Origin of the sequence: Undibacterium sp. 5I1 (assembly GCF_034314085.1) — a bacterium.
Taxonomy (GTDB): Bacteria; Pseudomonadota; Gammaproteobacteria; order Burkholderiales; family Burkholderiaceae_D; genus Undibacterium.
In genome coordinates, this window is the sequence record NZ_JAVIWI010000001.1 from 384,846 (window position 1) to 400,357 (window position 15,512).

At 46.3% G+C, this 15,512-nt stretch carries 13 protein-coding genes and 1 pseudogene; 12 read left to right on the forward strand and 2 right to left on the reverse strand.

The window, feature by feature from the left end; genetic code table 11:
- Positions 1-4: 4 nt before the first annotated feature.
- The 7 genes from RGU72_RS01660 (at position 5) to RGU72_RS01690 (ending at position 7,983) form a co-directional block, all read left to right on the forward strand.
- Positions 5-1,123, forward strand: a complete 1,119-nt coding sequence (locus RGU72_RS01660) for a transposase (RefSeq protein WP_322117783.1) — start codon at positions 5-7, stop codon at positions 1,121-1,123.
- 402 nt (positions 1,124-1,525) lie between these two features.
- The gene (locus RGU72_RS01665; protein ID WP_322118083.1) at positions 1,526-2,140 is read left to right on the forward strand and encodes a glycine zipper 2TM domain-containing protein; all 615 of its coding nucleotides are present in this window, start codon (positions 1,526-1,528) and stop codon (positions 2,138-2,140) included.
- Positions 2,141-2,511: 371 nt separating this feature from the next.
- Positions 2,512-3,333 carry a substrate-binding periplasmic protein gene (locus RGU72_RS01670; protein ID WP_322118084.1) on the forward strand — a complete coding sequence of 274 codons (822 nt, stop codon included), beginning with the start codon at positions 2,512-2,514 and terminating at the stop codon, positions 3,331-3,333.
- A 189-nt stretch (positions 3,334-3,522) separates the two neighbouring features.
- Positions 3,523-5,493, forward strand: a complete 1,971-nt coding sequence (locus RGU72_RS01675; protein WP_322118085.1) for an ATP-binding protein — start codon at positions 3,523-3,525, stop codon at positions 5,491-5,493.
- Between the two features lie 58 nt (positions 5,494-5,551).
- Positions 5,552-6,268: a 16S rRNA pseudouridine(516) synthase gene (locus RGU72_RS01680; protein WP_322118086.1), complete on the forward strand. Its 717-nt coding sequence runs from the start codon at positions 5,552-5,554 to the stop codon at positions 6,266-6,268.
- Positions 6,269-6,370: 102 nt separating this feature from the next.
- Complete coding sequence (locus RGU72_RS01685; protein ID WP_322118087.1) at positions 6,371-6,985, forward strand: ParA family protein; 615 nt, start codon at positions 6,371-6,373, stop codon at positions 6,983-6,985.
- A gap of 398 nt (positions 6,986-7,383) precedes the next feature.
- Positions 7,384-7,983 (forward strand): lysophospholipid acyltransferase family protein, encoded by a 600-nt coding sequence (locus tag RGU72_RS01690; protein WP_322118088.1) that lies wholly within the window; start codon positions 7,384-7,386, stop codon positions 7,981-7,983.
- Positions 7,984-8,029: 46 nt separating this feature from the next.
- Here RGU72_RS01690 and RGU72_RS01695 read toward each other — a convergent pair whose 3' ends face one another.
- Positions 8,030-9,100 (reverse strand): acyltransferase family protein, encoded by a 1,071-nt coding sequence (locus RGU72_RS01695; RefSeq protein WP_322118089.1) that lies wholly within the window; start codon positions 9,098-9,100, stop codon positions 8,030-8,032.
- Positions 9,101-9,650: 550 nt separating this feature from the next.
- Here RGU72_RS01695 and RGU72_RS01700 point away from each other — a divergent pair.
- Entirely contained in the window at positions 9,651-10,415 is a 765-nt protein-coding gene (locus RGU72_RS01700) for a flagellar basal body-associated FliL family protein (protein WP_322118090.1), read from the forward strand.
- Positions 10,416-10,663: 248 nt separating this feature from the next.
- Positions 10,664-12,784 carry a S46 family peptidase gene (locus RGU72_RS01705; RefSeq protein WP_322121532.1) on the forward strand — a complete coding sequence of 707 codons (2,121 nt, stop codon included), beginning with the start codon at positions 10,664-10,666 and terminating at the stop codon, positions 12,782-12,784.
- 74 nt (positions 12,785-12,858) lie between these two features.
- Here the strand turns inward: RGU72_RS01705 and RGU72_RS01710 are convergent, their stop codons facing one another.
- Positions 12,859-13,038, reverse strand: a complete 180-nt coding sequence (locus tag RGU72_RS01710; protein ID WP_322118091.1) for a hypothetical protein — start codon at positions 13,036-13,038, stop codon at positions 12,859-12,861.
- A 19-nt stretch (positions 13,039-13,057) separates the two neighbouring features.
- On the opposite strand from RGU72_RS01710, the pseudogene RGU72_RS01715 reads away from it, so the two are divergent.
- The 3 genes and pseudogenes from RGU72_RS01715 to RGU72_RS01725 all read left to right on the forward strand — a co-directional run bounded on the left by RGU72_RS01715 (position 13,058) and on the right by RGU72_RS01725 (position 15,509).
- Positions 13,058-13,749: pseudogene (locus RGU72_RS01715) on the forward strand (c-type cytochrome).
- Positions 13,750-15,078, forward strand: coding sequence for a cytochrome c (locus tag RGU72_RS01720; RefSeq protein ID WP_322118092.1), 1,329 nt, complete (start codon positions 13,750-13,752; stop codon positions 15,076-15,078).
- A 38-nt stretch (positions 15,079-15,116) separates the two neighbouring features.
- Positions 15,117-15,509: a hypothetical protein gene (locus RGU72_RS01725; protein WP_322118093.1), complete on the forward strand. Its 393-nt coding sequence runs from the start codon at positions 15,117-15,119 to the stop codon at positions 15,507-15,509.
- Positions 15,510-15,512: the final 3 nt, after the last annotated feature.

A 15,512-nucleotide genomic window follows, 5' to 3' on the forward strand; every position in this document is an offset into this window, starting at 1 on the left:
CGCTATGAATCCTACACAACGCCTGCTGATAATGCAACGCTGGAATTTACTGCAACACGATTTGCTACCGGAGATAAAACAGCAATGCGGGTCACTGACGCCGAAGCTGGAAAAATTGATTCATGTACTAGACTGGGTGCGCATCGAAGAATTTGTGTCGGACCAATGGCAAGGGATAGGACGCAAACCGCATGACCGTGGTGCATTGGCCAGCGCCTTCATCGCCAAAGCTGTGTTGGGGCTCAATACAACAGCGGCCTTAATAGAACGATTGACGATGGATCGCAGTTTAAAACGGCTGTGCGGCTTTGAGATGTGGAAAGAAGTTCCGAATGAAGCCACTTTTTCGCGCGCCTTTGGCGAATTTGCCCAAGCCAAATTAGCGGAGAAAGTGCACGAAGCGCTGATCAAGAGTTATTTAGGCGACAGCCTCATTGGACACATCAGCCGTGACGGCACGGCGATTGCGGCGCGCGAGAAGCCGAAGAAACACATGAAAGTTGTTTCCGTAGAAAAGGCCCAAAAGCAGCGCCGTGGACGGCCAAAGAAAGGCGAGATAAGGCCGCCAAAGGAAGAGAAAGTGACCAAGATAGGCTGGCAGTTGACGCAAACTTTACCGAGCATCGTCAATGCTTTACCCAAAGAGTGTGACCGCGGCACTAAATGCAATGCGCAAGGTTATAAAGTGAGTTGGAACGGCTACAAGCTGCATATCGACACCGCTGACTGCGGCGTTGCCATCAGTGCGCTATTGACCAGCGCCTCGGTGCACGATAGTCAAACGGCGGTGCCGTTAGCAACGATGACGGCCGCACGAGTAACGAATTTGTACGATTTGATGGATGCAGCGTATTGCAGTGAAGAGTTAAGGGCACACAGCAAAAGTCTTGGCCACGTGCCATTAATTGATCACAACGCACGCGGCGGGGAGAAGAAACCGTTCGCCCCGCATGAACAACAGCGTTATAAAGAACGCACGCAAGCTGAACGTACCAATGGCAGGCTGAAAGACGAATTTGGTGGCACGACAGTACGGGTGCGTGGTAGCGAAAAAGTGATGTCGCATTTGATGTTTGGTTTATTGGTATTGACCGCAGATCAGTTGATGCGTTTATTTACGTAACAGCTTTGCTTTTAAAGAGTCGAAAAAAACAACGTTTCCCAACGTTCATAGGGGCAGTGATGGTCACATAGGGATTGACACGCCATAAAACGATAATCCGGCACAAATTCATGTCACATGTGCCGCTTCAAACAAGAAAACCAATCGCAACAGTGGCCACACCCATGCTCGACTTTACTGGTTTGGGTATTTTGCAAGAAGCTCAACAAATTATAAAAATAATTCTTAAAAAAGGTATGCACATTGTATGCCATGCCTTTTACATAAAATGACGGCGCTCTGTGCCGTGTTTTACCTGAACTGGCTTATACGACGACAAAGCTGACATGCTTGTTATTGATGATGCCGTATTACTGGAAGTTCTTCGCTTTTCCATCCTTTAATTTATCCGGGAGTTCTAACATGAAAAAAAACGCCTTAATTTTCCCTGTGTTGTTCCTGCTACTTTCAAGTGTAAACATAGGTGCTCATGCACAAACAATCAGTTCTAAGCAGCAATATACCGAAGATACTAAAAGAGCGGCAACTCGATATGCTGATGATAAAAAGTTGTGTGCAGAAGAGAGTACATCCGCTTCGCGCATGCAATGTCTGCGGGATGCCAAGACCGAATATAACAATGCATTGGCTACCGCAAAATCGAATATGCAGGCAGTCACCGTATCAACCAAGTCGGGCGCAAGCTGCGCTGGCTGCGGTCGTGTGCTATCGGTCAATGTGAGTGATAAAGAGGGAGAAGGCAGCGCTTTAGGATTAATTGCCGGCGGTGTGGCCGGTGCACTATTAGGTAATCAGGTCGGTAATGGCACCGGGCGCGATCTGGCAACGGTTGCTGGTGCAGCTGGCGGTGCCTATGCTGGTCGTAAAATTGAGCAAAAAGCAAAATCGTCCAAAGTCTGGGCAGTCGCAGTGCAATATGATAATGGCGATAAAAACACTTTTAATTTCGACCATGATCCAGGATTCGGTAGCGGTGATCTGGTCAGAAACAGTGGCGATAGCATTATCCGCCGTTAATTTTTTGAGTATTCTTGTTAGCGACTTACGCAAATTTGCAGAGATGATCAAGCGAGGTGATTTGCGTAGGCTGGAGATGGGCAGAGTATTTTCAATCGATAATGTAACCAGAGCCTTCGTGGATACTAATAAGCTCACAAGGTTTGCTCTATTGACAGGAGCGAGGGCTAAGCTTGCTTACAGGTCTTGGTTGGGGTCATCATGGGATCGCCAATAGTGGCGAAACTAACTTTACATTTCAGTTTTCTATCTTGCTCATTTTCGTTGCTTCTTAGTATTTTATTGCCCTACGCCTAGATCGTTCTTGTAAATACCAAATCCAGTCGTTAGACTAGACGCTCATTATCCCAATAAAAACAAGGGACTGCTCAATGTTAAGCTACAAGCAAATACAGCCGCTGTCAGGACTAAAGTTGTTCAGTGTTCTCGCCTTGGTTTGCGCCTGTTTTTCTGGTTCAAATGCGCAAGCTGAATCGTGTAAAGCGTTGATTGCAGCAGGCAATCCAGAATATCCTCCTTATTTATGGCGTGACCCCAGCGATGAAAGCAGGTTAATCGGTGCAAATGCCGATTTAATGCAGTTATTATCAAAAGAGTTAGGCATACCGATTGAAGTCAAGTATGTTGGTACTTGGGGGCGCGTGCAGGAGGAGGCTAAGCTTGGTCGTATTGACTTGATTGCGGGAGCTTTTTTCACTCAACCCAGACTGGATTACATGGATTATTTTTATCCGGCTTTCCGTGAAACGCATTCTGTAATCTGGACAAAAGCAAATAGGTCTCTCAACTATAAGAAGTGGAGCGATCTACAGGGCAAACAGGGAGTCACGGTGATCAATAATAGCTTCGGTGACGATTTCGATCATTATGCTAAGGAATCATTGAAAATAGCTACCGTTGCTAGTCTGGAATCAGCATTAAAAATGTTGACTTTATCGCGCTCAGATTATCTGATTTATGAGGAAGATCCAAGCCTCGCCTACGTGGCTAAGCTGAATATCACCGGCTTAAAAATAGTCACGCCAGCGATTAGTAATGAGGGCTTATTTTTAACTTTCTCGCACAAATCGCCATGTAATACCGGAGAAATGCGCGGGCGCGTTGCGAAGGCAATGATCAAATTGACCAAGCAGAATGTGATGGATAAATTAATTGAAAATAACATTCAGCTCTGGCGTAAAAAAAGTGACTGAGGTGTTCAAGACGCTACGCATATATCTGAGTGAATGTCTGTTAATCAGGCTCTTTTTGCAAAAATAGCTAACGGCGAACTCTGCAAAATTCGGTGAATGCCAGTCGTTTCCTTGCAGCGAAAATAAAACTGTATATGGCAACTGGCTATGGCAACTGGCAACTCTATAAGCAACTCTACAAGGCTCATGTTGGGAAAACTTTCACTTCGTCAAATTCTGATTTTAGGCGTCGCATTAGGAATCTTACTGCCAGCCTTGGTCGTCGGACGATTTTTGCTGGTGGATCGGTACGAGCGTGAGTTGGATCTACGTGTGCGTACCCCAATGTCGCAATACGCGGATATGCTGTCCAGCGCGATGGCGGTTCCGGTCTGGAATGTCGATAAAGAAGTTGCTACCCAATTTGTTAAAGCCGTCATGCGTGACCCGGCAGTTCTGCAAGTCACCGTCGAAGATGAATCCCGAAGCCAGTTTGTGCATAGCGAAATCGCCGAGCGACGCATCGGCGAGGTCATGCATGAAGAACGTCCGATTTTTTTAAATAATAAGCAAATCGGTAAGGTCGTTATCGAACTGAGTACAGGGCGTTTGGATCACGATTTACTGATTGATTTCTTGAAGTTGGGCGGCGCAATCCTTGCGCAGGTTTTAATTTCGTTTGGTTTTATCCTGCTGTTATTTGAGCGCAGGATCGTACATCCATTGCAGGCACTGCAAAATATTACTGCCGATCTGGCGCGTGGCAAACTGGACAAAGCGGTGATCTGGCATCGCAAGGATGAGATTGGCAGCTTTGCCGATAGCCTGGACAAAATGCGGCTTGATCTGGGCGCTTTGCTCTCAGAACGCGATCTGAAAAATGAGATACTCCAACAAGAATTAAATGATCGTTTGCGTGCAGAGCAAGCCTTGCGTTTTACCGAAGAAAAATTCACCGCGATTTTTCATGCCTCGCCAGTTGCAATGACGGTATTTCGTAAAACAACCAGTTTCACGATGATTGATGTCAATGATGCCTGGGTCAGGCAATTTGGCTGGTCGCATGATGACATCTTAAACAGCCCAGAAAAACAACTTGCGCTGTGGCGAAATAAAGAAGATTTAGATGCCGTAATGCAAAACGTAGAACATCATGGCGAGATCCATGATTACGAAGCATGGCTACATTGTGGTCATCAGGAAAAAATCCTGCTATGTAATATTTCTGGCAGGTTAATTCGTCTGAGTGAAGAATCTTTATTGGTACTGGTGCAAGAAGATATCACCGAAAAACGGCATAACGAATCAGAAATTCGTACCCTCAATAGCAGTTTAGAGCGCAGGGTATCAGAACGAACTAACGCACTCGAGGTGGCCAATTCTGAGCTAACGATCGTGCTAGAGAATCTCCAGCGGGCGCAGCATGAGCTGTTACGCACCGAAAAAATGGCCGCACTCGGCTCCCTGGTGGCAGGCATCGCGCATGAGCTCAATACGCCCATCGGTACCAGCGTGACGATTGCCAGCACTTTGCAGCAGCATACCGAGCAAATCATCGCCGGGATGAAGACTGGGATGCGGCGTTCCACTCTGGACGAGTTTTTACAAAATACGCGCAATGGCACAGATATTTTGATGCGCAATCTTGGTAAAGCGTCCGAACTAGTCGTCAGCTTTAAACAAGTTGCCGTTGATCAGACCAGTGCCAATCGTCGTTTGTTTGTGTTGGATGAAACCATTGCAGAAATTGTGCTGACTCTTGGTCCGACCATACGCAAGACCCGGCATGAGGTGGTGTATACGATTCCGCCTAAAATTATTCTGGATAGTTACCCCGGTCCTCTGGGGCAAGTGTTGACCAACCTGATTAACAATGCGTTTATTCATGCGTTTGAAGGCGACACCCGCGGTGTGGTGGATATTTCTGCCAAGTTGTTTGAAGAAGATAGAGTGGAAATTGTGGTTAGCGATAATGGCAAAGGCATACCCGCCGCCAATCTCGGACGCATATTTGATCCGTTTTTCACTACTAAATTAGGGCAGGGTGGTAGCGGATTAGGGCTCAATATTGTGTATAACCTGGTGACTGGCGTACTCGATGGGCATATCAGCGTTGACAGCATCATCGACCAAGGCACCATCTTTATCATTAGCTTGCCTTTAACTGTTTTTAAAAAATAAAAACCAATTTGACACCCTGAATTTTGCAGACGTCCTCGCTTCTGTTAAAGTGCCGCCCATGAGTAAATTATCCCTAGATAAAATCCTGCAATCGCAAGGATTTGGCACCCGAAAATACTGTCGCGAGCTAATCGATGACGGCGAACTGAGCATCGCTGGCGAAGTCATGGACAGTTATAAAACGACCGTGGAAACCGATGGCCTGATTTTTCATATTTTTGATGAAGAGTGGGAATATCGTGAACATATTTATATCGTTCTCAACAAGCCCGCTAATTTTGAATGTTCACGCAAACCTAGCCACCATCCCGGTGTACTGAGCCTTTTGCCAGAACAGTTTTCGTGGCGCGATGTGCAGCCGGTAGGCCGCCTGGACCATGATACGACGGGTATGTTGTTGATGTCGGACGATGGGCCATTTATCCACGCCCAGTCTTCGCCTAAACGACATATTCCCAAAGTGTATGTTGCAACCACGGCGGAACCTGTCACCAACGAATTGGTAGAAAAGCTATTGGCAGGCGTGCAATTACATGATGAACCAGCGCCATTGGCAGCGCAAACCTGCCGCCAGCTTTCTGATCACCAGCTTGAGATCGTCTTGGAGCAAGGCAAGTACCATCAGGTCAAGCGCATGCTGGCAGCAGCCGGCAATCATTGTGCGGCGTTGAGCAGAACTGCTGTCGGACAACTAACATTGCAGTCTCTGGGTTTGGAAGAGGGCGAATGGTGTTATCTCACCCAGCAACAAATGGCGCTCTTGGTGCCTGCATAAAATGATTGTTTGTTGCGATTATATAATTTGAATTCTTAGCATCACTTTTATTGTTGGTTTTAGCTTAAGCTTCAACATCATTATCAGTTACGAGGAGTCACTATGCCTGTAGTCGCTATCGTCAATCCTAAAGGTGGTGTTGGTAAAAGTACCTTCGCCACTAACCTGGCCGGATACTTTGCCTCGCAAGGGCATAAGGTGATGCTGGGCGATGCGGACAAGCAGCAATCATCACGCACATGGTTGTCGTTGCGCCCTGCCAGTTTGCCAGCGATTAGTGCCTGGGAAATCCAAGACGGTCATATTGCAAAACCACCTAAAGGGACGACACATATCGTATTGGATACGCCTGCAGGTTTAAGCGGCAGTAAATTAGATGCGGTCTTAAAACTGGCGGACAAGGTGATTGTCCCTCTGCAACCTTCTATTTTTGACATCCTCGCCACGGAGGATTTTTTGAAAAAACTCAATAAGCGGGACAAGAACTACCAATTAGCCGTGCTAGGTATGCGAGTCAATGGCCGTAGCCGAGCGTCGGATCAATTGGCGCACTATGTCGGACAACTAGGCTTACCTGTCCTAGCGTATTTACGTGATACCCAAAACTATATTCAATTGGCAGCACACGGCGCGACTTTGTGGGATGTTGCACCTTCCAGAGTAGAAAAAGATATAGCGCAATGGCAAGACGTGATTGCATGGGTAAATCAGCCTTAAATCAGCCCTAAAGCGGCTATAAATCAGCCACGGAACAGAATTTAGCCGCAAAGCAGAATTGATATGAATTGCCCCGCAATATCAATTTGTGCAAATTCTGGGTTTAATATACTCCCCATTATTTTATGGAAAAATGCCTGATTGTCCAGTGATTATATGGACGATTAAAATATACTAATGGCAGTATATATTTAGGCGAAGCTTACTTCGCCTGATAAATCGACGCAGACTTGTTGCAGCAAACGGTCACAGCGCTTTCACCTACGCACCCTCCATCTTGATTGATGGCACTCTTTATTTCCCTAAAGCAGCATGTCTCTCTCTATAATGCCGCATTCGTCACGACGCCTTGCTGCGGCAATTTGGCGTAAATTCTATTTTTATCAAAGACTTAGTACATGCATCACACCATTTTTGACACGCCCATCATCAATACTTTGATGCGTTGGGTTTCTTTATTGATATTGAGACTGATTGGCTGGAAGGTCGAGGGTATTACACCGACCGCGCCCAAATACGTGCTGATCGCAGCGCCGCATACGAGCAATTGGGATTTTCCCGTGACTTTGCTGGTTTGTTTTGCTCTGCGCCTTAATGTTTACTGGATGGGTAAAGCCAGTTTGTTTCCACCCGTTGTAGCCGGCGTAATGCGTTGGCTTGGCGGCATCCCGGTGGATCGCACCCGCACTGGCAATTTGGTCCAAAGCACGGTTGAGGCTTTCCAAAACACCTCGTCATTGACAGTGATTGTCCCGCCGGAGGGCACGCGTGGCAATGTCAGCCACTGGAAAACCGGATTTTATTACATTGCTCAAGGCGCTGGCGTACCAATTGCGCTGGGTTATCTGGACTTCAAACGCAAAGTCGGCGGCATCGGGCGCATGTTTGAATTGTCTGGGGATATTACGCGTGATATGGCTGAAATCCAGTGCTTTTATGCAGGGATTACTGGCAAGAATCCGCGCCAGTTTGATGCAGGTAATATTCAAATAAAGTAATTGTCTCAGCAGAGCACAGGATAATTTCCCTGTGTTCTAACTATATTCAAATTAAAGTTTTTTGTGGAACGACTTTCACCTCAATAACTTTAGTTGGGCTAAGCTGGCTTGCTGCTTGTGCTCTGATGAATAACCATGACATTGGTTTTAAGATCAGCTTTTGTGTTATCAATTCACACCAGGCGTGTGACGCCAGCCAGACGATCAGTGCACTCACTGCGATTGCCGTAAAAATAGCCAATCCTTGTTCTAGTTTAAAAATCTCATTCAAAATACCCGTCTGTTGCAACACAATCAGTGCCAGACCGTGCCATAAAAAAACATACATAGAACGTTGACCGACTTGTGCCAGACCCCAATTTCTCAAAGAAAGCAAATGTAGACAGGCTAATCCAATTGTCAATGAGGCAAGATATTGGGCGATTTGATACAAACTACCTGTCATATTCGCCATCCCAAGATGGTTGAGCGAATAACTGCCATACAGCCAGCGATAATCGAAATCACTGTGCAATAAGAACGAGGCGGTGATCGCGATTGCTACTACCGGCGCACTCACAAATACCAGACGCTTCTTCGTATTATCAAAGGCACCCGGTCCCATTTTCCAGCCCAATAAGAAAAATGGGAAGAAACAGAGAGTGCGTGAAATACTTAAAAAATAACCCGTGCTGTCTGAATAACCAGCGATTAAGGACATAGCCAAGGCAATTACCACCGGAAATTGCAATTTTGAAAAAATCGGTAACAACAGACGCCAGGATAGTAAGCTCAACAAATACCAGAGCATCCAATAAGGTGCAAACAAGCCGCTATAAACGCTTAAATTGCCTTTTAACAGCAACTCCAGACCTTCATAAAAAATCTCAAAAGCGACCAGGGGAATAACAACATTTTTGACTAATTGGCTACCTTGTTTTTCGTCTAAAGATGCTTTTGAGAACATGCCGGAGACTAAGGCAAACATCGGCATGTGGAACGAGTAGATGAAAAGCCATATCGAGTGCAGAAAATGCGCTCCCGCGATATGCAATTCAATCAAATGACCGAACACGACTAAAAATATCAAAACACCTTTGATATTGTCGATACGGAAGTTTCTGCTCAGTGAGGACATCAATAATTCTCTAACTATTTGTAAACATGGGTTTTTTCGGAAAGTCGCCATGATAACGAATGATCGGAACTTAGGTTCGTGAAGTTTGTAACGAAGCTTTGCTAAAAGCATTGAAGTAGGCAAATAGATGCTTTGATCTGCTAAGATTTCACTGCAATCAGGCTAGTAACATCACTGCTTATCATTGCTATTACAGTGGTGTTTTCGTTACAAAAATTATGAGTAGACGTACGCAAAATCGTCTCAATTGCATTGCTGTGCCTTGCCGGAACAATTTTTGCGTAGGTCTTAATTGATTTCCATACGAAGAACATCTGCCATATTGATGTCACAAAGTGAGCTTATAGTTATCGTGTACCCTATGTTTTAATTTCTTTGTGGCAATTAGTGGTGATGCGATACTACAATTCATCAACGACTTACGCAAAATGATCCCGGCAAGGCGTGACAACGAAGATAGTACTGTTGTATGGCGTCGCGCCACGACGCTTTGAGGCGGTTTTGCTCAAGGCCATCATATTGGTATTTATTATTGGGGAGTGCACTGCTTATGGCGAATAGTGATGCAAAGAAAGCACTGCTGACTTCTAAGCTCGATTTTGAACCCATGCATGGCGGAATAATTAAGTCATCCGAATTTGGCGATAACATTCTTGACGAATGGGGCTTTAGTCCCGATTCAGTTGTGGTTGACAGCAAGCCCGCGCCAGACAAAGTTAATAAGTCAACGCAACCAGTACCGCCTGCAAATTCACCATTACAACCCTCGCCATCTTTGGTCAGCTCCGACGCTACCACTAAGTCTAAACGGTCGGTTGCGTCTATCTCACTTGGAGAGTCTGCGGCAAGAGCCTCGGCCACCCAAAAAAAAGTACCGCTATCACCAACAAGAAAAACAGCCGTAGTCAGAAAAAAAGATCAATTTACCCAGTACGCTGCCAGCATTATTTTGTTGGGATTTATCGTCATTTCAGTGGCGATCTATTTCTATGTGAATCGCGCTCCAAAAAATAATGCCGAAATCAGTTATGCGACGCTGCCCGAAGCTGTCGTCAATATTAACGGTCAAGTGACCAGAATGCAGGTCACTATACAAGTTGGTGCGGACGATCAAGGCTGGTTGCAAGAAAATACGAAAAGTCTCAACGACATATTTAAAGTGGCAATCTCCAACACCAATCCTGACGATTTGCGCACGCCTGAGGGTTTTCTGACACTGCAAAATAATCTTAAGCAAGAACTGAATAAGGCGATGAATTCCGATAAGGTACAGGCAGTTTTATTGACAGAACTACTGCTGCAAGATAAATCTTAAAGAATCACTTGCCGCTATTTTTATGCTTGATGTTGCATTTTGTTCTTGAAATTGTCAGGTTTTAAAATCTTATTTCTGTATCTCATGTAAAAAAAATTCATCAAACAGCAGTTTGAGTTTGCTACACTTCTGATCTTTCTCGCTGGCATCATTCGTCCCCAAACTCTTATTTGCAGAGACCCATCTTGTTAAATAAAAATCTTTTATCGGTCAAGGTATGTATTCTGATCGCATTCACTAGCTTCAGCATAGTCAGTCTAACGATTCAAACTGCCCGCGCTGACGAAGGACAATGGCAACCCTATCAGTTACCGCAATTAAAAGCAGAGCTAAAGCGCATCGGTATCGCCATCCCTGCCGAGCAGTTGGCAAACTTAAGTAAGTTGCCGATGAGTGCCATGGTGGCGCTGCCTGGTTGCTCTGCCTCGTTTGTGTCTGATGCAGGTTTGATCGTGACCAATCATCACTGTGCTTACGGTGCCGTACAGCGTAATTCAAGTGCGACACGCAATTTGATCGCCGATGGTTTTTTAGCGAAAACCCGTGCTGAAGAATTGCCCGCGGGTCCTAGCGAGCGTATCTACGTCACCGACAAAGTCGAGACCGTCACCGATAAAGTAACAGGTAATTTAAGTCCAAATTTATCAGGTCTGGAACGCAATAAACAAATCCAAAATCGAATCAAAGGATTAATTGCCGAATGTGAGCAAGACAAAGCCTACCGTTGCTCGGTGCCTAGTTTTCATCGTGGTCTGGAGTATTACCGGATACGCCAATTGATGATACGTGATGTCCGTCTAGTGTATGCACCCTCCGATAAAATCGGCAATTTTGGTGGCGACGTCGATAATTTTGAATGGCCACGTCACACGGGCGATTTCTCGTTTATGCGTGCCTACGTCGGTAAGGATGGTCGTCCCGCAGACCCTTCCCCAGACAATATTCCTTACCATTCCAAAGACTTCTTAAAAGTCTCTGCAGAGGGATTAAAAAACGGTGATCCGATTCTGTTGGCGGGATATCCTGGTCGCACTAGTCGCTACAAATTACCGACAGAAATCCGTTCAGCGCGCGACACTAGTTATCCCCGTCGTGTCGCTGAAAACCAGGCTGACCTGGCGACAATCGCGCTAGCGACGAAAGACGATCCAGAGTCAACAGTACGCTATGCCAGTGTGGTCAAGAGCATCAACAATGGTATGAAAAAAACCGAAGGACTGATCGACGGTTTTGCGCGTAAAGATATTGCCGCAATCAAAGATGTGCAGGAGTCGGAATTCCGGCAATGGTTTGCCACTCACGGCGATACGAATGATAAAAATTTGCTGGCGGAGTTGGATAAAGTGATTGCTGATGACATCACTTTAGGTGAGCAAGAGTTTGCGATGTCTGTTGCGTTGCACAGCGATATGTTCCGCAGTGCACGCAGCTTGTATCGTTTGGCACAGGAGCGCAAAAAGTCAGATGCCGAGCGCGAGCCGGGTTTCCAGGAACGTGATATTCCATTCCTCAAAGGGCGCCTCTCCGGTTTGGAACGGTCCTTTGTCAGCAGCGTCGATCAGGCTCGTTGGCAAGCCGCATTGCAGCGTTATGCGCAAATGCCGGCAGATACCCATCCGCAAGGTTTAGACGCGCTGCTACCAGCGGTTGACGCCATTGCACCGTTATACGCTCAGACTAAACTGACGACGACTGCACAGCGTTTGGCGTGGTTAGATAAAGATGTCGACAGCATGACACAGTCGGATGATGCTTTTTTACGCTTAGCCAGCAAGGTCTATCAGCTTGGCCAGACGATGGAAAACCGTCGTAAAGAAATCGACGGCAATTTAGAGCGCATCATCCCGCGTTATATGCAGGCGTTTATCAATTGGAAAAAGTCACAAGGTAAACCGGTGTATCCAGATGCCAACTCCACCTTACGCGTGACTTTTGGTACTGTTGCACCTTACTCTCCAAGGGATGGCATCAGCAAAGGTCCGTTTACCACCGTGGAAGGTATCGTAGAAAAGAACACAGGCAAAGAGCCATTTAATGTGCCACCTGCTGAGCAGGAGGCGATCAAGGCAAAGCGTTATGGCGTCTTCCGCGATCCAGTTTTAGGTACTGTGCCGGTTAACTTCCTGTCCAGTGCAGATACCACCGGCGGCAATTCTGGCTCCGCTGTGATGAACAAACATGGTGATTTGATCGGATTAAATTTTGATTCGACTTACGAATCTATCACCAAAGACTGGTACTTCGATAGCGCAATCACGCGTGCTATCCATGTGGATATTCGTTACATGCTGTGGGTGATGAAAGAGATTGATCATGCAGACAATCTTTTGCAAGAAATGACGATCAAGTATCCATCGCATCAAAAATAATTTGCCTTGATTAAATAAAATCATTGGCAACAAGAAACCAGGCAATTTTGTCTGGTTTTTTTTATTTAAAATTTTCATCGGTTATTGGTCAAATCAACCCAGAATGGGATTGAAGCGGTCATAATGCTTGTACTACTGATCGCCCCACCCATTGCAATTGCATGGATATCTGCAAGCGCCATCAAATTGACCTTTCCTATGAGACTCCCACTGTTGACATCTGATTTAGTAATAAAGCGATTGATGGCGAGCATATTGCCACCGATCCTGATCATGCTATCACTCGCCAGTTTGTTGCTCAGCAAATCAGCGATTGCGCAATCGGTACCAGATACCTTAAGTCAGCGACTCATGGCATGCACTTCCTGTCACGGCAAACAAGGAAGGGCGACCAATGATGGTTACTATCCGCGTATCGCAGGAAAACCAGAGGGATATCTACTAAATCAGCTAAAAAATTTCAGAGATGGTAAGCGCGTTTATCCTGTGATGACCTATATGGTGGGTAATATGTCAGATGCTTATCTGCAAGAGATCGCCGCGTTTTTCTCTGAGCAGCATCCGCCTTATCCATCCCCGCAGCAATTGGATATTCCAGCGGCCTCGATTGAGCGTGGACGGCAATTAGTGCAGCAAGGTGATAAGCAAAAAAAATCCCAGCCTGTGTTGCGTGTCATGGCGACAAAATGACAGGTGTCGCCCCGTTTATTCCCGGCTTGCTTGGGTTGCCGCGTGATTACATTAATGGACAACTTGGTGCTTGGCAAACAGGCAGTAGGCACGCGCATGCGCCCGATTGCATGGAACAGATCGCAAAAAAATTAAGTCCTCAGGATGTGAGTGCAGTATCCGCATGGCTCGCATCCCAGGCATTGCCCGCCGATCCGCTACCGATTGCAACCAGAGATATGACCGCATCTTTGCCTATGCGTTGCGGCAGCGTGCCATCAATGGGAGCTAAGTAAATGAAGCGTATTTTCTTGGCTATCTTAGTGGTATTGGCGGCGGGTACTTCTGCTTTATTTGCGTATGGTTATTTTTTAGGCGATACCGTTGTTATACGTTCGGAACAGCCTGCGTCATCTGCATCAACAACGACTGTCTATGTCGCATCACAGATTACTAAAGGTGAATATCTCGCGCGCGCGGCCAATTGCATGGGCTGCCACACCACGCGAGGCGGATTTGCCTACGCTGGCGGTCGAGTGATTTCTTCTGAGTTTGGTGATTTTGTGTCGCCTAACTTAACCCCAGACGTTGCTACCGGTATCGGTAGCTGGAATGCCGATCAGTTTTGGAATGCATTGCATAACGGCAGATCCAAAGATGATCGCCTGCTTTATCCAGCGTTTCCTTTCACCAGTTACACCCAGATGACGCGTGAAGATGCTGATGCAATGTTTGCTTACTTCAAATCAATTCCAGCGATTAAGCGCGAGAATCAGGCACATACTTTGCGTTTTCCGTACGATCAACGGCCGTTGCTGGCGTTCTGGCGTGCATTGTATTTTCGCCCTGGCGAATATCAGAGCGATAGCAAACAAAGTGTCGACTGGAATCGCGGCGCTTATCTGGTAAAAGGCCTCGCGCATTGTGGCGCATGCCATACCAGTCGCAATGCACTTGGTGCTAGCGATGGTGCAAATGAATTAGGTGGGGCAATAATGCCAATCAGTCGCTGGTATGCACCCTCGTTAGTTGCGCAGGATGAAGCTGCGTTAAGCACTTGGTCGAGTAACGACATCAGCACCTTGTTACGCACTGGTGTATCAGAAAAAGCCCATGCATCAGGGCCAATGGCGGAAGTCGTTTCGAATAGTTTGCAATATCTTAGCGACGGCGATATTCATGCGATGACCAGCTATTTACGATCATTGCCTGGCAAGGCTGCGCCCAACGCAGATGTTTTGGATCGCGCTATTGCTACCCGAGGCGAAAGCAAAGAAGAGATGGCGCGCATCATGCTCGAAGGCGGCAGCATTTATAAAAATCACTGTATCGATTGTCATGGTGCGGAAGGCAAAGGGGCAGGTTCGGTTTATCCTGCACTAAAAGCTAATCCAGCAGTTTTAATGTCGAACGCTGGTAATCCTATCCGTATCATCTTGTCAGGCGGCTTCCCTGCAACAACTGCAGGCAATCCAAGGCCGTACGGCATGCCTCCATTTGCGCCGACCTTGACCGATGGCGAGGTCGCGTTGGTGTTGTCCTACATACGCAACGCATGGGGCAATCAGGCGGGCGTTGTCAGTGCTTCAGAAGTTAATCGTTACCGGACAGCACCGTTGGATTAAATTGAATACCATTACCATATAGATTGATCAGGATAACAATGTTACTCGCCCTCTCTTTTTTGCCATTGTTACTGATGCCATGCATCTTCGCATTGCTCATCAAACTGGCAGCTTTTTTGTATAAACGTACACAGTTACGCTGGACTCATGCATTGATATACGGCGTCATTGTCTCTGTATTGAGTACGATTGCAACGATATTAAATAATCTCACTGGCAGAGTCTTACCGGTTTACTTCGCTTTTATTATTGGCTTAGCCTTACAGTTATTGCTGGGTGGATGGTATCTGGGACCAAAAGCCACCAACACAGATAACGCTCTTATTCTATTTAAAGGTGGCGTCATATTGTCATTGATCAGCTATCTGTTGGTTGTCGTGACTGGTATATTGGCCGCAATTTTCATTCCGATTTTTTATCAAATGCACTAGATT